At 73.9% G+C, this 24,648-nt stretch carries 22 protein-coding genes; 8 read left to right on the plus strand and 14 right to left on the minus strand.

Translation table 11 applies throughout. The features are described 5' to 3' along the window. Positions 1 to 45: 45 nt before the first annotated feature. The 3 genes from QTQ03_RS00410 to QTQ03_RS00420 are packed head-to-tail and all read right to left on the minus strand — an operon-like array spanning position 46 to position 5,471. Complete coding sequence (locus QTQ03_RS00410; protein ID WP_289276176.1) at positions 46 to 2,520, minus strand: AAA family ATPase; 2,475 nt, start codon at positions 2,518 to 2,520, stop codon at positions 46 to 48. After that, a complete protein-coding gene (locus QTQ03_RS00415; RefSeq protein ID WP_289276177.1) occupies positions 2,520 to 3,668 on the minus strand; it encodes an exonuclease SbcCD subunit D in 1,149 nt (382 codons plus the stop codon). Before QTQ03_RS00415 ends, QTQ03_RS00410 begins: the two co-directional genes overlap by 1 nt. A 12-nt stretch (positions 3,669 to 3,680) precedes the next feature. Then, positions 3,681 to 5,471, minus strand: a complete 1,791-nt coding sequence (locus tag QTQ03_RS00420) for an ATP-binding protein (protein WP_289276178.1) — start codon at positions 5,469 to 5,471, stop codon at positions 3,681 to 3,683. A gap of 324 nt (positions 5,472 to 5,795) precedes the next feature. Here QTQ03_RS00420 and QTQ03_RS00425 point away from each other — a divergent pair, with 324 nt between their 5' ends. Further along, positions 5,796 to 7,451 (plus strand): serine aminopeptidase domain-containing protein, encoded by a 1,656-nt coding sequence (locus QTQ03_RS00425; RefSeq protein WP_289276179.1) that lies wholly within the window; start codon positions 5,796 to 5,798, stop codon positions 7,449 to 7,451. 137 nt (positions 7,452 to 7,588) lie between these two features. Here QTQ03_RS00425 and QTQ03_RS00430 read toward each other — a convergent pair whose 3' ends face one another. Together QTQ03_RS00430 and QTQ03_RS00435 are read right to left on the minus strand one after the other, a co-directional pair. Beyond that, positions 7,589 to 8,026, minus strand: a complete 438-nt coding sequence (locus QTQ03_RS00430; protein ID WP_289276180.1) for a DUF7144 family membrane protein — start codon at positions 8,024 to 8,026, stop codon at positions 7,589 to 7,591. A 28-nt stretch (positions 8,027 to 8,054) separates the two neighbouring features. Beyond that, positions 8,055 to 8,798: a pyrimidine reductase family protein gene (locus QTQ03_RS00435; RefSeq protein ID WP_289276181.1), complete on the minus strand. Its 744-nt coding sequence runs from the start codon at positions 8,796 to 8,798 to the stop codon at positions 8,055 to 8,057. 149 nt (positions 8,799 to 8,947) lie between these two features. On the opposite strand from QTQ03_RS00435, the gene QTQ03_RS00440 reads away from it, so the two are divergent. Further along, positions 8,948 to 9,493 (plus strand): plasmid pRiA4b ORF-3 family protein, encoded by a 546-nt coding sequence (locus tag QTQ03_RS00440; protein WP_289276182.1) that lies wholly within the window; start codon positions 8,948 to 8,950, stop codon positions 9,491 to 9,493. 177 nt (positions 9,494 to 9,670) lie between these two features. Then, a complete protein-coding gene (locus tag QTQ03_RS00445) occupies positions 9,671 to 10,717 on the plus strand; it encodes a LacI family DNA-binding transcriptional regulator (RefSeq protein WP_289276183.1) in 1,047 nt (348 codons plus the stop codon). A gap of 120 nt (positions 10,718 to 10,837) precedes the next feature. Here the strand turns inward: QTQ03_RS00445 and QTQ03_RS00450 are convergent, their stop codons facing one another. Together QTQ03_RS00450 and QTQ03_RS00455 are read right to left on the minus strand one after the other, a co-directional pair. Further along, a complete protein-coding gene (locus QTQ03_RS00450; protein WP_289276184.1) occupies positions 10,838 to 12,082 on the minus strand; it encodes an acyl-CoA dehydrogenase family protein in 1,245 nt (414 codons plus the stop codon). Continuing rightward, complete coding sequence (locus QTQ03_RS00455; RefSeq protein WP_289276185.1) at positions 12,082 to 13,149, minus strand: phosphotransferase family protein; 1,068 nt, start codon at positions 13,147 to 13,149, stop codon at positions 12,082 to 12,084. The genes QTQ03_RS00450 and QTQ03_RS00455 overlap by 1 nt, the downstream gene beginning before the upstream one ends. 147 nt (positions 13,150 to 13,296) lie before the next feature. Between QTQ03_RS00455 and QTQ03_RS00460 the strand changes: the two genes are divergently transcribed. Both QTQ03_RS00460 and QTQ03_RS00465 read left to right on the plus strand, forming a co-directional pair. Beyond that, positions 13,297 to 13,995, plus strand: coding sequence for an ACT domain-containing protein (locus tag QTQ03_RS00460; protein ID WP_289276186.1), 699 nt, complete (start codon positions 13,297 to 13,299; stop codon positions 13,993 to 13,995). A 130-nt stretch (positions 13,996 to 14,125) separates the two neighbouring features. Then, complete coding sequence (locus QTQ03_RS00465) at positions 14,126 to 15,187, plus strand: GNAT family N-acetyltransferase (protein WP_289276187.1); 1,062 nt, start codon at positions 14,126 to 14,128, stop codon at positions 15,185 to 15,187. Between the two features lie 145 nt (positions 15,188 to 15,332). Here the strand turns inward: QTQ03_RS00465 and QTQ03_RS00470 are convergent, their stop codons facing one another. The 4 genes from QTQ03_RS00470 to bioB form a co-directional block, all read right to left on the minus strand. Continuing rightward, positions 15,333 to 16,901, minus strand: coding sequence for an aldehyde dehydrogenase family protein (locus QTQ03_RS00470; protein ID WP_289276188.1), 1,569 nt, complete (start codon positions 16,899 to 16,901; stop codon positions 15,333 to 15,335). Between the two features lie 299 nt (positions 16,902 to 17,200). Further along, the gene (locus QTQ03_RS00475; protein WP_289276189.1) at positions 17,201 to 17,707 is read right to left on the minus strand and encodes a GNAT family N-acetyltransferase; all 507 of its coding nucleotides are present in this window, start codon (positions 17,705 to 17,707) and stop codon (positions 17,201 to 17,203) included. A gap of 4 nt (positions 17,708 to 17,711) precedes the next feature. After that, positions 17,712 to 17,936, minus strand: a complete 225-nt coding sequence (gene bsaP / locus QTQ03_RS00480; protein WP_289276190.1) for a biotin synthase auxiliary protein BsaP — start codon at positions 17,934 to 17,936, stop codon at positions 17,712 to 17,714. Beyond that, entirely contained in the window at positions 17,933 to 18,928 is a 996-nt protein-coding gene (gene bioB, locus QTQ03_RS00485) for a biotin synthase BioB (RefSeq protein WP_289276191.1), read from the minus strand. The genes bsaP and bioB overlap by 4 nt, the downstream gene beginning before the upstream one ends. Positions 18,929 to 19,102: 174 nt before the next feature. On the opposite strand from bioB, the gene QTQ03_RS00490 reads away from it, so the two are divergent. After that, the gene (locus QTQ03_RS00490; protein WP_289276192.1) at positions 19,103 to 20,239 is read left to right on the plus strand and encodes an 8-amino-7-oxononanoate synthase; all 1,137 of its coding nucleotides are present in this window, start codon (positions 19,103 to 19,105) and stop codon (positions 20,237 to 20,239) included. Positions 20,240 to 20,321: 82 nt separating this feature from the next. Beyond that, entirely contained in the window at positions 20,322 to 21,026 is a 705-nt protein-coding gene (gene bioD, locus QTQ03_RS00495; RefSeq protein WP_289280610.1) for a dethiobiotin synthase, read from the plus strand. A gap of 90 nt (positions 21,027 to 21,116) precedes the next feature. Here the strand turns inward: bioD and QTQ03_RS00500 are convergent, their stop codons facing one another. Then, positions 21,117 to 22,289 (minus strand): cytochrome P450, encoded by a 1,173-nt coding sequence (locus tag QTQ03_RS00500; protein WP_289276193.1) that lies wholly within the window; start codon positions 22,287 to 22,289, stop codon positions 21,117 to 21,119. A gap of 1 nt (position 22,290) precedes the next feature. Then, a complete protein-coding gene (locus QTQ03_RS00505) occupies positions 22,291 to 22,959 on the minus strand; it encodes a class I SAM-dependent methyltransferase (RefSeq protein WP_289276194.1) in 669 nt (222 codons plus the stop codon). 179 nt (positions 22,960 to 23,138) lie between these two features. Here QTQ03_RS00505 and QTQ03_RS00510 point away from each other — a divergent pair, with 179 nt between their 5' ends. After that, positions 23,139 to 24,071, plus strand: a complete 933-nt coding sequence (locus QTQ03_RS00510; protein ID WP_289276195.1) for a hypothetical protein — start codon at positions 23,139 to 23,141, stop codon at positions 24,069 to 24,071. Here the strand turns inward: QTQ03_RS00510 and QTQ03_RS00515 are convergent. Further along, positions 24,068 to 24,643 carry a TIGR03086 family metal-binding protein gene (locus QTQ03_RS00515; RefSeq protein ID WP_289276196.1) on the minus strand — a complete coding sequence of 192 codons (576 nt, stop codon included), beginning with the start codon at positions 24,641 to 24,643 and terminating at the stop codon, positions 24,068 to 24,070. The genes QTQ03_RS00510 and QTQ03_RS00515 overlap by 4 nt on opposite strands. Between the last annotated feature and the right edge of the window lie 5 nt (positions 24,644 to 24,648).

Consider the following 24,648-nt stretch of genomic DNA (forward strand, 5'->3'; position numbering starts at 1 on the left):
GCCCCACGGCGGGGCGGGACGCCGCCCGCCGGCCGCCGCCGGCGCTCACCGGCCGGTCCGCTCGACGCGGGCCGACCGGGCGTCCTTGCGGACCTCGAACCGGACCGGGATGCGTTCGGCCAGCGCCGGCACGTGGGTGACCACGCCGACCATCCGGTCACCGCGAGCGGCGAGGTTCTCCAACGTGGCGGCGACCGTGTCCAGCGTGGCCGCGTCGAGCGTGCCGAACCCCTCGTCCAGCACGATCGACTCCAGGCTCGCCGCCGTGGTGGACATCCCGGCGAGCTGCTCGGACAGCGCCAGGGCCAGGGCCAGGGACGCCTGGAAGGTCTCCCCGCCGGACAGGGTGCGCACCCCGCGCCGCAGCCCGGCGTCGTGGTGGTCGACCACGAAGAACTCACCCTTGTCGTGCACCAGGTCGTACTGGTCGCCGGAGAGTTCCCGCAGGATCCGCGAGGCACCCTCGACCAGCAGGTCGAGTGCCTCGGCGAGCAGCCAGCGCTCGAAGTTGTTGGCCCGCAGGTGCCCAGCGAGCGCGCGGGCCACCTGTGCCTGCCGTTCGTACCCGGACCGCTGCTCGCGCAGCTCACTGGCCCGCTCCCGGCGGCGGACCAGCTCGCGCAGCTCGGCCTCGGCGCGCTCCAGGGCGACCGCGGCGGCCCGGACCGGGTCCTCGGCGGCCGGTACCCCGGCGGCGGTGAGCAGCCCGGCGACGCGCTCCTCGACGGCGGCCACCCGGGCCTCGGCCTCGGCCACCGCCGCCACCCGGCCGGCCCGATCGTCGCGGCGGCGCTTCGCCTCGGAGTCGGCCCAGCCGGTGAGGGCGGCCCAGGCGACCGCCACGTCCTCCCGGTCGGCGGCGGGAGGGCCGAAGCGGGCCAACTCGTCGCGGGACGCGTCGAAGGCCCGCCACGCCGTCCGCAGTCGCTCCTCGGCCGCGTCCACCTCGGCCCGCGCCCGACGGGCCGCGTCCCGCCCGGCGCGCACGGCCGCCGCGGACTCCTCCAGCGCCCGGCGCAGCCGGGCGTGTTCGTCCAGCTCGCGACGGAGCGCGACGGGCTCGGCCACGCCGGTCAGCTGGCCGTCCAGCTCGGCCAGCCGGACGTCGAGCTGCTCCTGCCGCGCCCGCGCCGCCACCAGCACCCGCTCCAGCTCGCGAGCGGCGCCGTCGCGCTCCCGCACCGCCGCCTTCGCCGCCTCGCTGGCGGCGCGCGCCGCCTTCCCGGCGGCGACCGCCGCCGCCACCGCCGAACCCGGCGGCAGCGCGGGCACCCGGGTCACCGACTGTTCACAGACCGGGCAGGGGGCACCGTCGCGTAGGTGCGCGCGCAGGGCCACCGCCTGGTCGGTCGCCTTCGCCTCCTCGTGCGCCCGGAAGGCCACCTCCAGCTCGGCCTCCGCCCGCTCCGCCGTCGCCCGCGCCGCCACCAGCGCCGTCGAGGCCACCTCGTGCTCGTCGTGCGCCGCCGCCACCGCCGCTCGGACCGGCTCCGCCTCGCCGGCCAACCGCTTTCGGTCGGCATACGCCTTCAGCAGCATCCGCAGCGCGCTCTCGTCGCCGGCGGCGGCCAGCTCACCGCGCAGCTTCTCCTCCCGCTCCTCGGCCTGGGTGACCACCGTGGCCGCCTCGTCGGCGCCGGTCCGCGCGGCGGCCACCGCCCGGGCGACCTCGGCCGTCCCGTCCGGGGCGCGCACGGCCCCGAGGACGGCCAGATCGGTGTCGAGGACGGCCAGCGCCGCGCCCGCCTCCCGAGCGGCGGCACCGGCCGCCTCCAGTTCGGGTCCGGCGTCGGTCACCGCCCTGGTCAGCTCCCGCATCCGGTCCGCCCGCGCGGAGGCGTCGGCGAGCGCGGCGTCGTCGACATCGGACAGCCCGGCCAGGGCCTGGTCGACCGCCTCGAACTTCGCCTCGGCCTGGGCGGCCCGCGCCGTCGCCCTCTCCCGCACCTGCTCGTAGACGCCGAGACCGAGCAGGTTGACCAGGATCTGCTGACGGGTCGCCGGCCGCGCGTGCAGGAAATCCGCGAACTGGCCCTGCGGCAGTACCACGCAACTGGTGAACTGCTCGTACGGCAGCCCAACCGCCGCCAGCACCGCGCCGTCCATCTCGGCGGCGGTGCCGGCCAGCACCTCGCCGAGGTCGTCCGGGCTGAGGCCGGTGTCGAGCTTCGTCGGGTCGAAGCCGGCCGGCATGACCTGGAGGCCGGCACCGGCGGTCTTGACGTTGCCCCGGCCGTCCCGGCGCACCACCCGGGTCGCCACGTAACGATCGCCGGCGGACTCGAAAACGAGCCGGACCCGAGCCTCCGTCGCCGAGGGGGCCAGCGCGTTCGCCAGACCGCGGGTGCCACCCCAGCGGGGCACAGTGCCGTAGAGCGCGAAGCAGATCGCGTCCAGCACCGTCGACTTGCCCGAGCCGGTCGGCCCGACCAGGGCGAAGAAGTCGGCGTCGGTGAAGTCGATCGTCGTGTCCTCGCGGAAGACGGTGAACCCGGCCAGGTCCAGTCGCATCGGCCGCATCAGTGCTCGACCTCCTCGAACAGCTCGTCGAAGAGGTCCCGGACACCCTCGTCGGCGTGGCCCCGGCTGTCCAGATAGTCGGCGAACAGCTCGTGCGGGGAGCGACCGGCCCGCTGGGCGACCCGCGTGCCGCTGCCCGGCGCGGGCACCAGCTCCGGGTCGATCCGGATCTCCAACGCGCGGGGGAGTAGTTCCTGCACCTCCTCGCGGAGGCCGGCGCGGGGCTGCTCCCGCACGTAGACCCGCAGCCAGGCATCCGGCACCTCGATCTCGGCGAGCTGCGCGAGGGTGCCCCGGACCGTCCGCAGGGCGGCCGCGGCCGTGATCGGGACCTCCCGGACCTGCGCGGCCGTCGTCGCGGTCACCTCGACCACCGTCACCGAGGGGACGTTCTCCTGCTCGCCGAAGTCGACCGCGAGGGGGCTGCCGCTGTAGCGGATCGGGCAGGGCCCCTGGACCCGCTGCGAGCGGTGCAGGTGCCCGAGCGCCACGTAGTGCGCGGTGCCCGGGAAGACCGTCGCGGGGACGGCGTAGCCCAGCACGGTGTGCGCGTCCCGCTCGCCGCCGCCCGTCGTCGCCCCGACGACCGTCAGGTGGGCGGTGACCAGGTGCACCCGGTCCGGCCCGGTGAAGCCCTCGGCCAGCCGGTTGAGGATCCGGCCGAGGTGGTCGGCGTACGTCTGGGTGGCCTCGGCGGCGGTCAGTTCGTACATCTCCACTGCCCGGATCGCGTACCGCTGGGAGAGGAACGGCAGCGCGGCCAGCCGCCACCGCTCACCGCCCGCGGTGGTGCCGTCGATCACGTGCTCGTCCGGGCTCTCCCGGACGCTGCCGCGAAGGGTGATCCCGGCGGCCTCGGCCCACGGCCGTAGCGCGTCCAGGGCCGGGCCGTTGTCGTGGTTGCCGCCGATCGCGACGACGTCGGCGCCGGTCCGGCGCAGCGCGGTCAGCGCGCGGGTGACCAGCCGGGTCGCCTCGGGGGTGGGCGCGGCGGTGTCGTACAGGTCACCGGCGACGATCACCAGGTCCGGCTGTTCCCGCCGGGCGACGTCGATCACCCCGGCGAGGACGGCCGTGTGCTCCTCGGCGCGCGACTTTCCCTTCAGAACCTTGCCGACGTGCCAGTCGGAGGTGTGCAGGACCTTCACCGGTGGACCACCTCAGAACGGGATGTCGTCGTCGCTGCCGCCGCCGGAACCCACCACCGCGAACGGGTCGGCCGACTGGGTGATCGACCGGAGTGTGTGCGCGGGTGCGCGACCGGCCTCGGAGACCCGCGTTGCCCAGGCGGGGAACGGGAACTCCAAACAGAGCGGCACCGGGATGTCGGGCTGGTTGACGAACATCGTGCCAGGCTTCGCCAGCAGGGCCCGCTGTCGTTGAGCCGGGGGGAGGAAGCCGTACTCGGGGCGGGACGCCTCGGCCGGGTCGAGTCGACCGACCACCCGGATCGCCGAGTTGGTGACGATGCGCCGTTCCACCTCGCTCGCCGTCTGCTGGGCGCCGACCAGAATCACGCCGAGCGACCTCCCCCGCTCGGCGATGTCCAGCAGGACCTCCTTGATCGGGGAGGAGCCCTCGCGGGGGGCGTACTTGTTCAGCTCGTCGAGGACGACGAAGAGCAGCGGCTTTGCCGTGCCGGCCTTCTCCTTGCGTTCGAACTCGCTCTTCAGCGTCACACCGACCACGAAGCGCTGGGCCCGGTCCGGGAGGTTGTGCAGGTCGACCACGGTCACCTGGGCCGACTCGGCGGTGTTGATGCTGTGCGTCCGCTGCGCGGGCGCGAGATCCCCACGACCGAGCGCGCCGCCGCGGCTCCCGAGATCGCCGCGGATGAGCCGGGACAGGTCCTTCTTGCTGCCGATCAGCCGCCGGGCGAAGGCGTTGACGGTGCCGAGGCCGACCGCGCTGCCGGCCCAGTCGCCCCGGGTCTCGTCGTCGTTGAGTTGCTCGACGATGTGGTCCACCAGGTCGGCGTACGTGCCGAGGCGCACCCCGTCGATGCTCACCCCGCCGTCCGCGGGCTGCGCGTACCGGGCCAGGTGGGCGGCGACCGAGTGGACCACCATCGTGTACTGCTGGCGCTCGTCGTCGGCATCGGCGAACACGTACGGCAGGAGGCGGTCGGCGCAGAATTCGGTGAGCGTCCAGTAGAAGCTGTCCACCCCGCTGAGCCGGCTGCTCACGTCCGGCGTGCCGGCGGAGTCGCCGACCCGGGGCGGGGCGTACACCCGAACGTCGGGGAAGGCGGCGGCGGTCAGGCCGAGCCGCGAGTACGCGGTCCGAGTCGACTCGTCCAGCCGGGCGTTGGGGTGGTCGAGGAAGAGCAGATCCTCGCCCTTGACGTTGAAGATGAGCGCCTTGGCGTTGACCGCGTCGCCGCCGAGCACCCCGGAGCGGAACACCGAGTAGAGCAGGAAGGTGGCGAAGCTGGTCTTGGTGGCGACACCGGAGATGCCGGAGATGGAGACGTGCGCGCCCCGCGTGCCGTCGAGAAAGTCGGCGTTGAGGTAGACCGGCACCCCGTCGCGGCCCATGCCCATCGGGACGCGGCGCTCCATCCGGTCGAAGTGCAGCGCCCGGGCCCGGGCGTCCCCCTCGGCGCGGTGCACGACCGCCCCCGGTGACGGCGGCACGTACAGCTCCGGGTCGACCCGGGTGGTGGTGATCTCGGCGGCCTCCTGCACCTGGGCGGGGAGGGTGCCGTCGGCGATCGCGAAGACGTCGGAGTCGAACTGGGCGCCCTCGTGCCGGGCCCGCACCTGGGTGACCACCCCGGCGATCGTCACCGGCTCCCGGTCCGGCAGCTCGCGCCGGGTCACCACGACGTCGTCGAGTTGCAGGTAGCTGGTGGGAGAGACCGCCGTCCAGAACTGCAGCGGGGTCGCGTCGGCGGTGCCGAGCACCCGGCCGACCTCCTCGCCCGGGCCGGCGAAACCATCGTCGGTCATCGGGCTACTCCGCGGGGCTGTTCGTCGTCGGGACACACGCCCTGCATCCTGCCCGAGGAGTACGACAGCGCGCCACGCGACGCGACGAACCCCACCGGGGCGCCCGGATGATCACGTACCGCCGAGCGCGGTGCGGCGGAGACCGTGCCCCGCACCGCGGACCGTTGCTCCGCGACCGGTGGCGGGCCGGCCGCCTCGCCCTCCCCCGGCCGGTGGCCGGGGGAGTCGGCGCCCGGCGACCGGAACGGCACCCCCGGCCACCGGCGTGTGACCGGGGCCCGGTTCGACCACCGTCGGTGGCGGTGTCGGGGGATCCTGCTACGGATGGCTGACCACAAAGTCGCGCTTCGGACGCCCCGCGCCCGGCTCGGGGCGCTGCTCGCCCTGGCGGCGGTGCTGCCTGCGGTGGAGGCGGCCATTCTCGCCGTGGTCGGCTTCCAGGCGGCGCGGGGCCTGTCACCGCAGATCACCGCCGTCTGGCCGTACGGCACATACCACGAGCTGCGCTGGCTGTTCGTCTACCACCAGACGATCCCCGGTTTCATCCTCGCGTTCGTGGCGTTGTCGGTGCTGCGCGGAGTCCTCTCCGCGGCGTTCGCCACGCTGGCCTGGCCGACGGGGACGCCGTGTCCGTCGTGGCAGTGGCTGCTCCGGCGCAACATCTGGGTCGCCGTGCTGACCGCGGTGATCCTCTCGCCGTGGGTGGCGCTGTCGATGGCCTTCGCGACGACCGCGCTCTCCTGGTACCTGCTCGCCTCCGTGCTGCCGCTGCTGCTGCTCGCACCGTTCCTGCTCCGGGCCGGCGTGGTCGCCGACTGGTGGCGCGGCCTGCCGAGGATCGGCCTGGTCGGGTGGGCCTGGCTCAACTTCGCCGTGCTCACCTTCGCCGGAGCCCTGCTGGCGTCGGTGCCCTTCCGGTGGGGTGTCCCGCTCGCCGCCGGCGTCGGTGTCGTCAACGGGTTGCTCTGGCGGCAGAGCGTCGCCATCGCCGTGGCACCCGGCCGGGTGCACTGGCGGCTCGTGCCGATGGCGCCGCTGACGGTGGTGCTCACCCTGGCCGCCCTCCCCGCGGTGCAGCCGGTGGCGGGGTACTTCCAGGACGAGCGGACCGGGTGGCGGCCACCGATCATCGCCGAACCGCTGCCGGACAACGTCCCGTTCGCGGTGATCGCCATTGCCGGGCACGACTCCGAGTACGACGGGGAACCCGCCGCGGATCCGCGGGTGGAGCGGTACTCCTACCGCGGGCTGGACGGGCAGGACCGGCCGATTCCGTACACGGCCCTGGACACCCACATCTCGTTGGGGGAGAGCGCGGCCCTCCTGGCCGCGCACGTCGATTCCCTGCACCGGCGCACCAAGCGGCCGGTGGCCCTGCTCGGGCACAGCGAGGGGGCCATGGTGGCCCGGACCTACCTCGAGAAGTGGCCGCAGACCGAGGTCGAGGCGGCGCTGCTGTTCAGCCCGCTGGTGATGCCCGGCCGGACGTACTATCCGCCCAGGGACATCCGGCAGGGGTGGGGCGTCGTCGCCGGTTGGGAACTGCGGGCGCTGATGGCCTGGTGGAACCTGACCGACGTGTCGGACGAGACGCCGGACCAGCCCTTCATCCGCTCACTGCTGGCGGACGCGCCCTTCTACCGCAACCGTACGCTCTGTCCGGTGGCGGGGGTGCGGATGGTGGCCTTCCTGCCGACGGTCAGTGCGATCGAGGCACCGCCCGGGGAGTACTCCCGGATTCCCGTCTTCGAGCTGCCGGCGCTGCACGGCGGGCTGCTCAACCAGGCCGCCGTCGCGGATCGGGTGCTCAACTTCCTGGCTGGTGAGCCGGTGGAGCGGGCGCAGGAGGAGTACGCGCTGCTCCAACGCCTCGGTGCGGCGTGGCAGCCGCCGCCGCTGGCACTGCGGCTCAACCCGGTCTGGTCGGCGAACCGGGAGGCCGATCCCGCCTTCACCGGTAAGATCTGCGAAGCTCGGTAACCGCCGTGCCGTGCCGCCCGGTCCGCCACCGCCTACCCGGGGGATCCGGCCCGCACAGCCTCCCCCCGGGGGCGTCGCCACGTCCGTACTCTCCGTCCGAGACCGCACCGGACCATGGCTGACCTCGGTCGCGACGCTCAGCGGAGCGGGCGGAGCGAACTGGACGGGCGGGGCGGGAAGAGATGCCGTAGCAGCAGCCGGGCCGCCGCGACGGTGAGACCGGCGACCAGGATGGTCTGCAGCGGGACGTAGGGCAGGAAGGCGAGGTTGAGTCCGAGACCCACCAGCCCGAAGCCCAGGCCGACCGCCGAGGTCCACCGCCGTCGGGCGAGGACCAGGACACCGGCCGCGGCGACGGCGGTGGAGACGATGACGAGTAGCCAGGTCCAGCCGGTGATGTCGAGCAGGAACAGGTTGTCGCCCGTCGCGATCACGAACCGGTCGGGTGACGTGGTGGCATAGGCCACGACGGCGTCAACGACTCCCGCCCCGATCAACAGCGTGCCGGCGAGCAGCACACCGCGGCGGATGGCGTCGTCGTCGGCCAGGCGCTTCGGCCCCGGATACGGACCCACGATCCCAGGCTACGGGGCCGGAGGCGGCTCAGCGGGCGTAGCGGAGCATCAGCCCGCCGTCGGTGGCGGCGAGCACGTGGCGCAGGGACAGCCGCCGCACCGGACTCGCCGCGCCGGCGGTGATCCGGCCCGGACCCGGGCCGGCGAGCAGCGGGGCGACCGTCAGGCAGACCTCGTCCACCAGGTCGGCCGCGGTGAGCGCGCCGAACAGCCGTGGGCCGCCCTCACAGAGCAGCTGGTCGAGGCCGCGGCGGCGCAGCTCGCCGAGGCCCACTGCGAGGTCCACGCGGTCGTCGCCGCACGTGACGACGTCGGCCACCTCGGGCAGGCCGGGTGGAACGGTGGCGTCGGCGTGGGTGAGCACCACCGGCCGGACCGGTGCGTCGGCGAAGGCGGCCTGCGTCGGATTCAGGTCGAGCGATCCGGAGACGACGACGAGGGTCGGGTACTCGGCCAGGCCGTGCTCGCGGCGCCAGGCGCGCCGTGGTCTGTCGAGGCGGACCGCCCGGTACCCCTCGTGGCGCAGCGTGCCGGCGCCCACCACAAGGCCGTCACAGAGCATCCGCAGCAGGCCGAAGATCCGTTTGTCCGGCTCGCCGGAGAGCCCGGCCGAGTAGCCGTCCACGGCGACCGCGCCGTCGACGCTCGACACGAAGTTCATTCGCAGTCGCGGACGGTCCGCCCGGCCGTAGAGCACCGCCAGCGCGGCGTCGTCGAGTGGCAGCGCGGATGGCTCGGGCCAGAGCGCGGAAATCGGCATTCCGACGTTCACTCGCTGGCCGGACCCGTGACCGGAGGGGTGGGCCGGGGGTACGGTGCTGGCAGTCGCACCAGTTCCGGCCCGGACAGTCGTCGTGCCGCCGCCCCCGGCACGCTCGGCAGATCATGCTCGCAGCCTATGCCGAGGGAGGATGGGACAGCATGCCGCGTCAGATCTTCCAGCTGAGGATCTCCCTGACCGGGATCCGGCCACCGGTCTGGCGCCGGGTCCTCGTCCCTGGCGGGTACACGCTCGACCGGGTGCACCGGGTGGTACAGCACGCGACGGGGTGGCGGGACTGCCACCTACACTCGTTCGAGATCGACGGTCGGCAGTACGGGGAACCCGACCCGGACGGACAGCTGTCCCTGCTCGACGAGTTGGACGTCCGGCTGGACGCCGTGGTCGGCAAGGGCAGCCGGTTCCACTACACGTACGACTTCGGGGACTGGTGGGAACACGACCTGCTGGTCGAGGACGTCTTCACCGCCGACCCGGAGGAGCGCTACCCCGCGTGCCTCGACGGCGAGCGGGCTGGCCCGCCGGAGGACATCGGCGGTCCGGTCGGCTACCAGGCGCTGCTGGCCGCGCTCGCGGAACCGGGCCACCCCGAGCATCACGTGCTGCGTGGCTGGGTGGGCGACGGGTTCGACCCGGAGATGTTCGACGCCGGCCGGGTCGGCACCCTCCTGCGACGGTTCTGCTGAGCCGCGTCGGCCGTGCGCCGCCTGGTGTCCGGCGGCCTACCAGATCGAGGGCGTGGCGGTACGCCGAGGTGATCCGACGTAACGGGCTGGCCGCACAATAGGCTCGGGCCAGCCATTCGGGCGGTCCCGGTGGCACCCGGTGGCACCGGGACCCGTCCGACGTCGGAGGAGCAGACGATGACAACGCAGCGTAGCCGGTCGCTCGGTCGCCCGACCCTCGACGCGGTGGCCGCGCGCGCCGGAGTCGGCCGCGGCACGGTTTCCCGCGTCGTCAACGGCTCACCCCAGGTGAGCCCGGAGGCTCGGGCCGCGGTGCAGCAGGCGATCGCCGAGCTGGGATATGTGCCGAACCGGGCCGCCCGCGCCCTGGTCACCCAGCGCACCGACTCGGTGGCCCTGGTCGTCTCGGAATCCGGCGACCGGGTATTCACCGAGCCGTTCTTCGCCGGCATCGTCCGGGGCGTCAGCTCCGGGCTGCTGGAGACCAGCCTGCAACTCTGGCTCGCCATGGTCCAGTCCCCGATCGAGCGGGAGCGGGTCGAGCACCACCTGACCAGCCAGCACGTCGACGGTGTCCTGCTGCTGTCGTTGCATGACGCCGACCCGCTGCCGACGCTGTTGGAGGAACGCGGCCTGCCGACCGTGCTCGGCGGTCGCGCGGCACGGATGTTGCGCCCCGGCGTCCAGCCCGCCTGGTTCGTCGACGTGGACAACATCGGCGGTGCCCGGCGAGCGGCCGAGCATCTCGCCGCGCGCGGGCGGCAGCGGATCGCCACCATTGCCGGCCCCCAGGACATGGGCGCTGGCGTAGGCCGGCTGACCGGCTACCGGGAGGCGGTCACCGCCGCGCTGGGTGGGGTCAACCCGGACCTGATCGCGTACGGGGACTTCGGTGAGGGCAGCGGGGCGGTCGCCATGCGCCGGTTGCTGGAGGTCTGCCCCGACCTGGACGCGGTCTTCGTCGCCTCCGACCTGATGGCCCTCGGCGCGTTACGGGTGTTGCGGGAGGCCGGTCGGCGGGTGCCCGAGGACGTCGCCGTGGTCGGCTTCGACGACGCCCCGGTCGCCCGGCAGACCGACCCGCCGCTGACCACGGTCTTCCAGCCGGTGGAGGAGATGGGCCGGCAGATGGCGCGGCTGCTGGTGTCCCGCATCCGTGGCGAGGATCTCGCCGCCCCGAACGTCCTGCTCGACACCCGACTGATCGAACGCGCCAGCACCTGACCCCACCCCACCGTCCCAGGTCCCCGAGCCACCGGGCTCCTGGGCGGTCTCGCGTTTTGGCCGGCCATGCTGGCCCCAAGCCGGCAGACGGAGACCGAAAGCGCAAGATCGCGGGCAGGCTCAGCGGATGGGTGGCTGGTTCGAGTCAGGTACGGGGGTGTGGCGGTGGAGTTCGCGCTTGGCGAGGGAGGACTTGTGGACCTCGTCGGGGCCGTCGGCGAGGCGGAGGGTGCGGGTCTGCGCCCAGAGCGCGGCCAGGGGGGTGTCCTGACTGACGCCGGCCCCGCCGTACGCCTGAATCGCCTTGTCGATCACCCACTCCGCCATCGCCGGGGTGGTGATCTTGATGGCCTGGATCTCGGTGTGCGCGCCCCTGTTGCCCACCGTGTCCATCAGCCAGGCGGTCTTGAGCACCAGTAGCCGGGCCTGCTCGATGCGGACCCGGGACTCGGCGATCCACTCCCGCACCACGCCCTGCTCGGCGAGTGGCCGGCCGAACGCGACCCGGTCCAGGACGCGACGGCAGAGCAGCTCCAACGCCCGCTCGGCCATCCCGACCAGCCGCATGCAGTGGTGGATCCGTCCCGGGCCGAGTCGGGCCTGGGCGATGGCGAACCCGGAGCCCTCGCTGCCGACCAGGTTCTCCGCCGGCACCCGGACGTCGTTGAAGTCGATCTCGGCGTGCCCGCCGTGCGGGCCGTCGCGGTATCCGAAGACGTGCATCCCCCGGCGCACCGTCACGCCCGGCGAGTCCCGGGGAACCAGGATCATGCTCTGCTGCCGGTGCCGGTCGGCCGACGGGTCGGTCTTGCCCATCACGACGAAGAACTCGCAGCACGGGTCCATCGCTCCGGTCGACCACCACTTGCGGCCGTTGACGACATAGTGGTCGCCGTCGCGGGTGATCCGGGTGGCGATGTTGGTCGCATCGGAGGAGGCCACGTCCGGCTCGGTCATGCAGAACGCCGAGCGGATCTCTCCCTCCAGCAGCGGGCGCAGCCACCGTTCGCGCTGCGCCTCGCTGCCGAACTCGGCGAGCAGCTCCATGTTGCCGGTGTCCGGTGCCGCGCAGTTCAGCGCCTCGGGGGCCAGGTGCGGGCTGCGGCCGGTCAGCTCGGCGAGCGGCGCGTACTGGAGGTTGGTCAGGCCGGCGCCGTAGCGGGCGTCGGTCAGGAACAGGTTCCACAGGCCGCGCTTGCGGGCCTCCGCCTTCAGCTCGGCCATGACCGGCGGACGCGCCCACGGGTCGCCGGCGCCGGCGACCTGCTCGGCGTGCACCGCCTCGGCCGGGAAGACGTGCTGCTCCAGGAAGACGGTCAGCTCGGCCCGCAGCTGCTCGGTGCGTGCGTCGTAAGCGAAGTCCATCACTGCTCCTCCAGTGCGGTGAGACCGTGCGCCACCAGCGGCGCCACGATGTCGCCGATCCCGTCGAAACCCTCGCCGAGGGTCTGCCCCCGGGAGTGCCGGTAGTGGATGCCCTCGCAGATCACCGCGAGCTTGAAGCAGCCCAGCGCCACGTGCCAGTGCAGTGGGCCGACGTCCACGTCGCTGCGGTCGGCGTACCGCTCGATCAGCTCACCGCCGGTGGGGAAGCCGGCCCGCGGGCCCAGCCCGTCGGAGACCGGGTTGCCCGCAGCGGCGTCGCCGTCGCCGAGGACGTCCCAGTAGGTCAGCAGCAGGCCCAGGTCGGCGAGGGGGTCGCCGAGGGTGGCCATCTCCCAGTCGAGCACCGCCCGGACCGCGACCGGGTCGGCGGTGGCGAGCAGGTTGTCCAGTCGGTAGTCGCCGTGCACGATCCGGCCGGTGTCGGCGCCGTCCGGGGTCGTCGCCACGAGCCGGTCGTGTAGCTCGTCGATGCCGGGCAGCGGCCGGCTGCGTGACCGGTCGAGCTGCCCCGACCAGCGACGCACCTGCCGCGCCAGATACCCCTCCGGGCGGCCGAAGTCGGCCAGCCCCACCGCCATCGGGTCGACGGTGTGCAGGGCGGCGAGGGTGTCCATCATCGCCATCGCCAGTTCGCGCCGCTGGTCGGCGGTGAGCGGGTCGGTCTGGGCGCGGCTGCGGAACACCTCGCCGGGGACGTGTTCCATCAGGTAGAACGGCGCCCCGAGCACGTCCGGGTCCGGGCAGAGCAGCAGCGCCGCCGGGACCGGCACGTCGGTGCGGGCGAGTGCCGAGATGACCCGGAACTCGCGGGCCATGTCGTGCGCCGTGGCCAGCACGTGCCCGAGCGGTGGACGGCGCAGCACCACCTCGTGCTCGCCGGCGTGCAGCAGGTACGTCAGGTTGGACTTGCCACCGGCGATCAGGGTGGCCCGCAGCTCGCCGGCGGCCAGTTCGGGCTGGTGCGTCGCCAGGTACGCGGCAAGTCGGCCCAGGTCCAGCCCCCGCGGAGTGCCCTGTGGGGTGGAGGGGACGGCCGGCTCGGTCATCCGATTAGTTGATGGCAGCTCAGCCTTGTTGTCAAGGTCAGATTTTCCCCCGGAACATCCCGCTGCAACAGGGGCGAAACGGTCGCGGGGCAGGCTGGTGTCCAGCCCGCCGGCGGACCACGCCGGCCCGCCGAAGCGGAGGATCACATGTTGTTGCGCGTTCGGGTCACCCTGCCGGACCGTCCGGGCACCCTCGGTCAGGTGGCGCGGACGTTGGGCGTGTCCGGCGCGGACATCGTGCAGGTGGTCGTGCTCGAGCGGCTCGGCGGGCGGGCGGTGGACGACTTCACCGTGGTCTGGCCCGGTGCGGCTCGGGTGGAGCGGTTGATGGCCGGCCTGGCGGCAATCCCCGGGGTCCGGGTGGACGGAGTGTGGCGGGCGATCGGCGCGCCCACCGCCACGGGGCAGGACGCGGAACTGCTCGCCCAGGTGGCGGCGAACCCGTCCGACGGGCTGGCGACCGTGGTCGACGCGGCGCCGGGGCTGCTCGCCGCCGACTGGGCTGTCGCCGCGGTGGTGCCGGTCGACTGGGCTTCCCGGGCCGGTGCCGGCAGCGAGGCAACCATCGGACACGCGAGCTGGCAGGCCCCGGTACCCCCGCGGCTGCCGGACGTGACTCCGCTGCGCGCCCGGGCGATCAGCGTGCCCGACGGTGCCCACTTCGCGGTCGCGCCGTTCGGGCGCGCCGGCCTGGTGCTGGTGGTGGCGCGGGAGGGCGGTGAGTCCCGGGCGGCCGCCGCGTTCCACGCCATCGAGGTGGACCGGCTCGCCCAGCTGGTGCGCGCCAGCGCGGTGATCCTCGGCGACCGCCTCGACCTGGTCGGCACGCCGCCCGCAGTTGGCTGACCGCGACCGTGGCGCGGACCGTGCGGGCGACTGTGGCGCAGTCCGCAGCGGTGGATCCCGGACCGTCATCCCGGGGCAACTATCCGGCAACCGCCAGCGGTGAGGGTCGTGCGGGGGAAGGGAGCGAACCATGACGCTGTGGCGGATCCGAGCCACCGTGGACGATCGGCCGGGCTACCTGTCGGTACTCACGGCGAGTCTGGCCTTGAGCGGGGTCAACATCCTCGCGGTTCAGGTGCACACCACGGAGCGGGGCGCGGTCGACGACTTCCTCGTCGACGCCCCGGACTCACTCGACGAGGCCGGGCTCGTCGCCGCCGTGGAGCGGGGGCGGGGACGTGACTGCTGGGTGGCGCGTAGCGAGGCGCGTGGGCTGGCCGACCAGCCGACCCGGGTGCTCGGCCTGGCCGCCCGCCTGGTGCGGGACCCGGATGCGACCGGGGAGGCGCTGCGTGCCCTGCTCGGTGCCGATTCGGTGACGTGGCGACCGATGCCGGCCAACGCCGGCCCCCGGTTCACTCCGAGCGGGATGCTGCTGGCCGACCCGGGCGGCGGATCCTACGAACTGCGGCGGGCGGTCCCCAGGTTCACCCCGGCCGAGTACGCCCGAGCCCAGACGCTGGTCGAACTGGGCGCGACCGCCGCGCGGCGGGCCGCCGAGCGGGTCAACCTGGTGCTACCCGACGGTGCCGAGGTGCAGGTGCGCCCGGCAACCGGAGAGGACCTGCTGGGCGTCGTCGACCTGCACGAGCGGTGCTCGGGGCGGAGCCGATACCGCCGGTACCTGGGTGGGTCGACGACGCCCGCGCCGGCCCGGCTGCGCCGGCTGCTCGAACCGGCGCGGGGCGTCACCCTCCTCGCGACCACCACCGGCTCCGGCGAGGCGGTGGAACCGGTGGTGGCAATGGCCAACCTGCTCGCCGAAGGGGACGTGGCAGAGGCGGCGCTGCTGGTGCGCGACGACTGGCAGCGCCGTGGGCTCGGATCGAATCTGCTGCGCCGGCTGGTCCGGCACGCCGAGCGGGCCGGGTACGCGGCTCTCGTCCTGCACACCCAGGCGGAGAACACGCCGATGCTGCGTACCGCGCGTCGGCTGGAGCGACCCGCGGTGGTGGAACGGGACGGGTCGCTGGTCATGCTGACAGTGCCGTTGGCCGTCGACGTCCCCACGCTCGGGCGGGCGGGTTCCTGACCGGCGGCATGGACTGCAAATCCCCGATGACCGCGGGACGGCCGGCTCCCGGCGCGGGAGAACATCACCACGAAGCCGTCGCCGGCATCGCGCCCGGCGGCGGGGGATCGGGTCGCTGTGCGACAGCGGCTTCGTAGTACGACCCCTAGACGTTCGGCGGTAGCGTCGTACGGTCCGGGAAGTTGCCGTAGAGGTGATCGTCGTCGCCGATCGTGACCGCCTGAACCAGCAGGTCACCACCGACGAACGCCCCCTTCCAGGAGGCGCCGCGGCCACCGAACGGCTCCGCCCGGTCGCCCCGCGAGCGCGGCTTGTTGATACCCACCTTGAACGCCTGGAGGTCGACCGCGAGTTTCGCCGCCTCGTCCTCGTCGTCGCAGGCCAGTGAGGCGACGAGCGCACCGTTGGAGGCGTTCATCGCGGCGAGCAGTTCGTCGGTGGTGTCGACCACCACGATGGTGTCGACCGGGCCGAACGGCTCGGCGTGCATCAGCCGGGACCGCCCCGGCGGGGCGAGGAGCACCGACGGCGCCACGTACGCCGAGGTGTCCTGCCCGTCGAGGAACGGTGCTCCGTCGAGCTTGCCCCGGTACAGCGGGACGGCGCCGTCGCGGAGCGCCTCGTCGACCTTGCGGCGCAGTTCCTCGGCCTTGGCGCCGCTGATCAGCGGGCCGAAGTCCAGCTCGGGAAGTGGGTCGCCGGCCGACCAGTCGTCGCTCACGGCGAGCGGGTGTCCGAACCGGACGGAGCGGGCGACCGGCAGGTACATCGCGAGGAACTCGTCGACCAGGTCCCGCTGGACGACGAACCGGGGATACGCGGTGCATCGCTGCTTGCCGTACTCGAAGCCCTTCCTCAGGTGCCCGGCGAGCAGGTCCCACTGGGAGAAGTTCCAGATGCCCCAGGCGTTGAGCCCCTCCTGCTCGATGAAGTGCCGCTTGTCGGTGTCCAGCAGAGCCGCGGCCACCTTGCCGCCGTTGGAGCGACCGCCGACGAACGCCACCGCGCCGATCTCCGGGGCGCGGACCAGCACCTCCGACAGCTCCTCGCCGCTGCCGGAGAGCAGCGTGGCCGGCAGGCCGGCGCGGCGCATCAGCGCGTGCGCGACGGTGAGGCACACCGCGCCGCCCTGCGACGGAGTTTTGGCGATCACCGCGTTGCCGGCGAGCACCTGGACCAGTTCGGCGTGGACGAGGACGCTCATCGGGTAGTTCCACGAGGCGATGTTGCTGACCGGCCCGGGCAGCGGCGCCCGGCCGTCGGCCAGCATCCGGTCGATCTCCTCGACGTACCACCGGACGCCGTCCAGCGCCCGGTCGACGTCGGCGCGGGCCAGCCGCCACGGCTTGCCGATCTCCCAGACGAGTAGCAGGGCGAGCAGGTCGCGGTGCGCGGTGAGGGCGTCCAGGGCGGCGGTGACGCGCGCCTTCCGGTCGGCGAGCGGGGTCTGCGTCCAGTCCCGGTGGGCGGTGGCGGCGTGCGCGACCGCGGCGCGCGCGGTCGCCGCGTCCACCCGGGCCAGGTTGACCAGGACGGTGTTGTCGACCGGGGTGCGTACCGCGGCGGGTGATCCCACCGCCCGCCAGTCACCCTCGATCAGGTTGTGCGGGGTCGTCACGCCGTCGGCCGGGGTGCCGAACGATTCGGGGGCGGCGGCCACCGCGCGGGCCAGGACGTCGGACCAGGCGGTTCCGTCGGCGAGTCGTAGAGTCATCGCGATCTCCTCAGGGTCGGCCGGGGGCGGCGGCGTCGACGGCACCGCTGGTGTCGCGTACTGTCGCGTGCCGAAAACGGAGGCGGCAACAGTACGTTCGTATATCAGGACACGATGGCCGCGCCCGGCCGGCCTTCTGGTACGTCGCGTATTATTCTCATCCTTCCTGACCTGCGAATACATGGACAGGCAATCCACGTATTTCGATGGTGTGATGAATCTCCGGGCCGCGTTGGCCGCTTACCGATCAGTACGATCGTGCCCGCTGGCGAGAGAGCCGCCCGACGTGTCCGAGCCGGTCAGTCCCGCAGGTCCTCGGCGAGGAGATCCATCAAAAGGCCGTCGTGCCAGCGTCCGTCCGCACCGCGCTCGTAGCGGCGCAGCACGCCGACCGGCCGGAAACCGACCTTCGCGTACGCGCGGATCGCCGCCGTGTTGGCCGCCGCCGGGTCGATGGTGAAGCGGTGGTGGCCGTGCTCGTCGACCAGGTGCCGGACCAGGGCTCGGATCGCGTCCCCGCCCAACCCGAAGCCGCGCGCCGCCGGGTCGAGGAAGATGTCCATGCTGGCGTGCCGGTAGTCCGGGTCGTCCTCGGCGTACCACTGGATCGCGCCGACCACCCGGCCGTCGTGCTCGATCGTGTAGACGGTCAGGCCGTCGTCGGCGAGGTCGGCGCGGACGGCGGCGGCGAGCTCGTCCCCGCCCCGCCACCAGCGCCGGACCTCCGGGTGGGCGCGGATCGCCGCGAGGGCCCGCACGTCCGCGACGGTGGCCGGCCGTAGGGTTACCACCCGACCCCGCAGCACCGGCTCAGCCCCGGATCGCACCGTGCGCGACGCACACCGCCGACCAGCCGACCGGCAGCACCTGAACCGTCATCCGGCGGCGGCAGTGCGCGCAGTACCGGGGTGGCTCCAGGTCTCGGGCGGCCTGGCAGACGGCGTGGTCGCCGGCGCCGGCCGGCTCACCGCACCGGTCGCACCATCCGCTGCCGGCGTCCGTCGCCACGTCGCTGGTCGTCACCTGCGTGCTCACAGGGTCGCGGAGAGCGCCTTGACCGGCATCTTCAGGTCGTCGAGCAGCCGCAGGTCCGCCGTCGCCGGACGACCCAGCGTCGTCAGGTAGTTGCCGACGATCACCGCGTTGATCCCGCCGAGCAGCCCGTCGCGGGTACCCAGGTCGCCGAGGGTGAGCTCCCGGCCGCCCGCGTACCGGAGGATCGTGCGTGGCATGGCCAGCCGGAACGCGGCGATGGCGCGCAGCGCGTCCTTGCCCTCGACCACCGGGCGGTCGGCCAACGGCGTGCCCGGACGGGGGTTGAGGAAGTTCAGCGGAACCTCGTGTGGGTCCAGCTCCGCCAGCTGGGCGGCGAACTCGGCCCGCTGCTCGACGCTCTCGCCGAGACCGAGGATGCCGCCGCAGCAGACCTCCATGCCCGAGTCGCGGACCATCCGCAGTGTCTCCCAGCGCTCCTCCCAGGTGTGGGTGGTGACGACGTTCGGGAAGTACGAGCGGCAGGTCTCCAGGTTGTGGTTGTAGCGGTGCACACCCATGTCGACCAGATCGTCGACCTGCTCCTGGCTGAGCATGCCGAGGGAGGCGGCCACCTGGATGTCGACCTCCGCCCTGATCGCGGCGACGCCCTCGCGCATCTGCCGCATCAGCCGGGCGTCCGGGCCGCGGACGGCGGCCACGATGCAGAATTCCGTCGCCCCGGTCGTGGCGGTCTGTTTCGCCGCCTCGACCAGGGACGGGATGTCCAGCCACACCGAACGCACCGGCGAGGTGAACAGGCCGGACTGTGAGCAGAAGTGGCAGTCCTCCGGACAGCCGCCGGTCTTCAGCGAGACGATCCCCTCGACCTCGACCTCCGGGCCGCACCAGCGCATCCGTACCTCGTGCGCGAGCTGGAGGGCGGCGGGCAGGTGCTCGTCGGTCAGGTTCAGCACGGCGAGGACACCGGCCTCGTCGAGGCCGACGCCGTTCTGCAGCACCCGGGTACGGGCCTGGTCGAGGATCTCTGGCATGGCCCGTACCCTACAAGGCCGCTCGGGCGTCGGGAAACGGCCGCGCGACGCACCAGCCGCGACGCACCAGCAAGGGTCGAGGGCCACGCCGGGTGGACCCGCGCCACGCCGGGGCGGTCCTGTCCGGGTGGTACGTTCGCCCGGACGGGCGGGTGCCGCGGGAGGGGAGTGGCGGTGGCGGACTGGCTGGCGGCCCTGGACCGCCGCGCGGAGCTGCGCGCCAAGGCGGGGCTCACCCGCACGCTGCGTCCCCGTACCGCCGCCGATGCCGTGGTCGACCTCGCCGGCAACGACTACCTCGGCCTGGCGACGCACCCCGAGGTCACGGCCGCGGCCGTCGCGGCGGTTCAGGCCTACGGGCTGGGGGCCACCGGGTCGCGGCTGGTCCGCGGCTCGACCGACGCCCACCACGCGCTCGAAGCTGACCTCGCCGACTGGCTGGGCGCCGACCGAGCACTCGTCTTCTCCTCCGGTTACCTCGCCAACCTCGGGGCGGTCCGGGCGCTCGTGCAACCGCGGACGCTGCTCGTCTCCGACGCGCACAACCACGCCTCGCTGATCGACGGCTGCCGGATCTCCGGCGCGGAGACCGTGGTGGTCCCGCACGCCGAGGTCGCCGCGGTGCGTGCCGCGCTCGCCGCCGCGCCCGGCCGGCCCGCGGTGGTGGTCACCGAGTCGGTGTTCTCGGTCGACGGGGACCTCGCCCCGCTGGCCGAGCTGCACGCGGCGGCCCGCGCGCACGGTGCGCTCCTGCTGGTCGACGACGCTCACGCGCTCGGTGTGACCGGGCCGGGCGGTGCCGGTGGAGTGACCGCCGCCGGGCTCGCCGGCGAACCGGACGTGGTCGTCACGGCGACCCTGTCCAAGGCGCTGGGCGGTGCCGGTGGGGTGGTCGCCGGGCCGGCGGAGTTCGTCCGCCACCTGATCGAGACGGGTCGGACGTTCATCTTCGACACGGCGCCGCCCCCGGCGGTGGCGGCCGGCGTCCGGGCCGCCGTCCGGCTCGCCCGCGCGGGCGACGACCTGCGGGCGGAGCTGGCGGACCGGGCCCGCACCGCCGTCGACCTGCTGCGCGCCGCCGGACTGACCGTGTCGGCACCCGATGCCGCGGTCGTGTCGGTCACGGCGCCCGGCCCCGAGGCGGCCACGGCGTGGGCGGCCGACTGCCGGGACCGGGGCGTCGCCGTCGGCTGCTTCCGCCCGCCCTCCACCCCGGACAGCCGGTCGCGGCTACGCCTGACCGTCAGCGCCGGTGTGTCCCGGACGGACTACGAGCGGGCGCTGGAGATCGTGGTGGAGTGCGCACCGTGAGGGCAGGGAGCCGGCCGGGTCTGGGAGCCCCGCGGTCGCGAACGAGGGTCGTGCCGTGAGCGACGTCTCCTGGCGCCGTGCCGTGCTGGTGACGGGCACCGACACCGAGGTCGGCAAGACCGTGGTGACCGCGGCGATCGCCGCGGCGGCGCAGGCGGCGGGGCTACGGGTCGCGGTGGTCAAGCCGGGCCAGACGGGTACGGCCACCGGAGAGCCCGGCGACGTCGATACGGTCACCCGGCTCGCCGCGCCGTTGACCGGCCGTACGCTGGCGAGTTTCCCGGATCCGCTCGCCCCGCTGGCGGCGGCCCGGGTCGCCGAGCTGCCGCCGCTGGAGCTGTACCCGGTGGTCGACGCGGTCCGCGAGGAAGCCGACAAGCACGACCTGGTGCTCATCGAGGGGGCCGGTGGCCTGCTCGTACCGATGGGGCTGCGGCCCTCGGCCGAGCCGTGGACGGTGGCGGACCTCGCGGTCTCCCTCGGTTGCCCGGCGGTGGTGGTGGCACGGGCCGGGCTCGGCACCTTGAACCACACCGCGCTCACCCTGGAAGCGCTGGAGCGGCGGGCCGTTCCGGCCGGCGTGGTGATCGGCGCCTGGCCCGCCGAGCCCGAGCTCGTCCACTGGGCAAACCTCACCGACCTGGTGCCGCACCTGCTCGGCGCGGTCCCGTCGGGGGCCGGCGCGATGGACCCGGGTGTGTTCCGGCGGTCCGCCCCCGGCTGGCTCACCCCGTCGCTGTACGGCGTTCTCGACGACTGGCGCGCCTGGGCCGACGAAATCAGCTGAGTCGGCCGGGCGGGCTGAGTCGGCCGGGCGGCGGGCCCGGGCGCCAGCGGGCCCGCCCGGAGCCAGCGGGCCGACGGCTCGTCCGGGCGGTCAGCGGCGACGGACGACGAAGGCGTCGGGCATCCGAAAGGTGAGATTGTCCGGGCACCAGGGCGGCCGGACCACGGTCACGTCGTCGAGTAGCGAGGTCACCTGATCGACCACGACCGCCGCCTCCATCCGGGCCAACTGGTCGCCGACGCAGCGGTGGGCGCCCGCCCCGAAGGCGAGGTGCCGGCGCGAGCCCCGCTGCCCGGGCCGGAACTCGTCCGGCGCGGCCACGGTGACCGGGTCCCGACCGGCGCGGGCCAGCCACAGGACGACGCTGGTGCCCGCCGCCACCGCCGTCCCGCCCAACGTGGTGTCCGCGGCGGCCACCCGGCGCCAGGTCACGATCGGCGGCTCCAGCCGCAGTCCCTCCTCGACCACGTCGGTGACCGCCACGGTGCCGTCCCGCAACCCGGCGCGGACCGCCGGCTCACCGGCCAGCCGGTGCAGCAGCAGCGTGAGGAACTGCGAGGTGGTCTCCTGGCCGGCGACCAGCAGGAAGAACAGCGCTCCGACCACCACGTCGGGCGGGTGCCCGGCGGCGCGCAACGCTCCGGCGAGCCCGCCGCCGGTGGCGGCGAACTCGCGCAGCACCCGGTGGAACCGTCCCACCTGCTCGGCGAGGGCGAGCTGGCGGTCGGCGTCCAGCGGAGCCCAGAACAGTTCCAGCGCGGCCCGGGCGAACTCCTTCACGGCGCCGACCGGGGCGTCCGGCAGCTCCACCAGGCGGGCCAGCACGAGTAGCGGCAGGTCAGCGGCGAGCTCGGCGTAGAGGTCGGCGGGCGCGCCGGAGTCGAGGGCGGCCCGGATCGCCGCCACCCGCTCGCCGACCAGGCCGGTCAGCCACGGCCGCTGGGCGGCCACCTTCGCTGGGTGCAGGGCCTCCGCCACGATCGCCCGGATCCCCGGGTGGCTCGCGCCGCCGTTGTTGGCGAGCGTCGGGGGCAGCCGGAAACGGTGCCCGGCGAGCACCCGCAGGGCCGCCACCGGCACCGGGGTGACGGCGTCGAGGGCGTTGTCCGGGCGGTACGTCACCGGGTCGGTCAGCACCTGCCGTACCAGGGCGTGCCGGGTCACCACCAGGTGCTCGACGCCGGTGTGGTCGGCGACCTGGGCCACGTCTGGCCACCGGGCGTCGACCGGCTCCGCCCAGCTCCGGAACAGCACGCCGGACACGCTAACGAGCCGCGCCGGGCAGCCCGGGCCGCAGCCGCCACACCGTGGTGCGCCTCACCCGGACGCTCTCCAGCGTCTCGGGAACCGGGACGTCGTAGTCGGCCACCTCGTCGAAGCGGTCACCGGGCAGGAACGCCCTGCCCGGATCGCCGACCAGCACCGTCGCGCCGGCTCGCGCGGCCCGCAGCAGAAAGCGCAGCACCCGCCGGGCCATCTGCTCGCTGTAGAACACGTCCCCGGCGAGCACGACCTCGGCACCGCCCGCGTCGCCGTCGAGGATGTCACCGAGTTCGGCGTCGAGGCGTACCCCGTTGGCCTCGGCGTTGAGCGTGACGGCTGCGACGGCCAGCGGGTCCACCTCGACGGCGCGGACCGTGCTCGCGCCGGCGCGGGCCGCGGCGATGGCGACCAGGCCCGACCCGGACGCGAGGTCGAGCACCCGCCGGCCGGTGACCAGATCCGGGTGGTCGGTGACGTACCGGGCGAGCGCCTGCCCGCCGGCCCAGGCGAAGGCCCAGAACGGGGGCGGTTGGGCGCTGCGGAACTCACCTTCGGTCAGCTCCCACAGACCGATCGCGTCGCCGGCCTGGTGCAGCCGCACCTCGGGGACGAAAGCGACGGGCGTGAGACGGGCGTGCAGCCGGACGAAGGTGGCGGCGAACTCGGACACCGGCAGATTCTCCCGCAGCCGGGGGCGTCGGCGTGTCGCGGGGATGGGGTGGCTGGTTCACCACGCACGGTGAAACCACCCCTTGTCCTTGGCGATCCGTGCGAACACGCCCGTCTACCGGCTGCCGCCGGGCGCTCGTAGCGTCTGTTCCGGAGGCGACCGACGGGAGGACGGAGACGGTGACGTTGTGGCGGTACGCGTTGCGGGCCGGGGTCATTCTGGCCTGTGTCGCCGGAGTGGCCCTGGCGGCGCCGACGTCCGCGTCGGCGGCCAACAGCACCGAGTTGAGCGGCCTGCCGGACGAGTTCCGGGCCGGCGATCAGGTGGCGACGGTGTCCGCCGTTGTGCGACGTGACCAGGGCGGCTGTGTCAAGGTCCGCTGGTCGATGGTGCTGCGGGTGTCGGGCCTGCGGCTCGACCAGGTGAAAATGGATCGGATCGAGGACACCGGGTCGTTCCCGCTGGAAATCCGCACCGAGGGTGACGTGGCCCGGTTGACCGATCGGCAGTTGGATCCGGGAACGCTCTGCCCCGACCGGACGGTGACCGCCCGGTACCTGCTGGCGTTCGCCGAGGACGTCAGCAGGGGGCGGATCACACTGGAGGCGGAGGCGTACGACGCGAACCTGCGCCTGCTGGCGCGGCAGACCGCGACCCGGACGGTGGTTGGCCGGGACGCCGACCCGGCGCCGAGCGATTCGGCGGTGACAAGCGAGGCACCGACCGAGCCGACCGACCCGGCCGGCGCGCGGACCGAGGAGGAGGTGCCCGCCGACGACGGCGTCGCGGAGGTGCCGGCGGCCGGGGCGGGGGGTCGCCCGGTCGCACGATCGGGGGCTTCGGAGTGGTGCAGGCGGCCTTCCTGCTCGGCGGGCTGCTGCTCTCACTCGGCCTCGGGCTGCTGCTGCGCCTACGGCAGCTCACCCGGGCGACGGGCGAGGACGGCGGTGCGGACCGGCGCTGGGGCGGTGCGTCGGGCCGGTCACGTCCGCGGACCGGCCGTCGCTGATCGGGGGCCACCGGGGGTGGCGACCGGTTGCGCCGCCTTTGGTGGGCGCCGGCTCCGGCTGCCGGAGGCGGCGCACGATGGCCGATGGCGGGGCGGCGGCTAGGGAGCCCAGTCGGGATCGCGGCCGAAGGCAGCGATGAGCCGGTCCTGCGCGTCGGAGCCAGCCGGCACGTCCATCCCTGATCGGACGAGCCGGTCCCGCTGGTAGTCGCCGATCCGTCCGTGGAACCACCGGGCGCACTCGGCCACCGCGTCGGCGTCCAGTCGTGGGTCGGCGCCGATGGACACCGCCAGGTCCCAGCCGTGCACGAGGTGCTCCGCGATCAGCTGGCGCAGGTACTCGTCGGCCGGCGTCGGACCGGAGGAGAGGTCGACGGTGCGCTCCAGCGCCGACGGCCGGGTGAAGGCCAACTCCGCCTGCGCCGCCGCGTCCCGGGCCGCGGCCGCCGGGTCGCCGTCGAGCTGGTCGCCCCCGTAGCGGTCGCCGATCTCGGCGATCCCGTGCCCGGCCATCAGCGAGACGCTCCACCGGTCCTCGCCGACCACATGGTTGACCAGCGTCCGGACGTCCCAGTCCGGGCAGGGGGTCGGCGCGGTCCACTGGCCCGGGGCGACCTCTGCCACCCGGTTGGTGAACTCGGCGACGCTGCGACGGTACGTCTCTAGCAGGTCCATGCCCG

This window comes from Micromonospora sp. WMMA1363 (assembly GCF_030345795.1).
Classification (GTDB): domain Bacteria; phylum Actinomycetota; class Actinomycetes; order Mycobacteriales; family Micromonosporaceae; genus Micromonospora.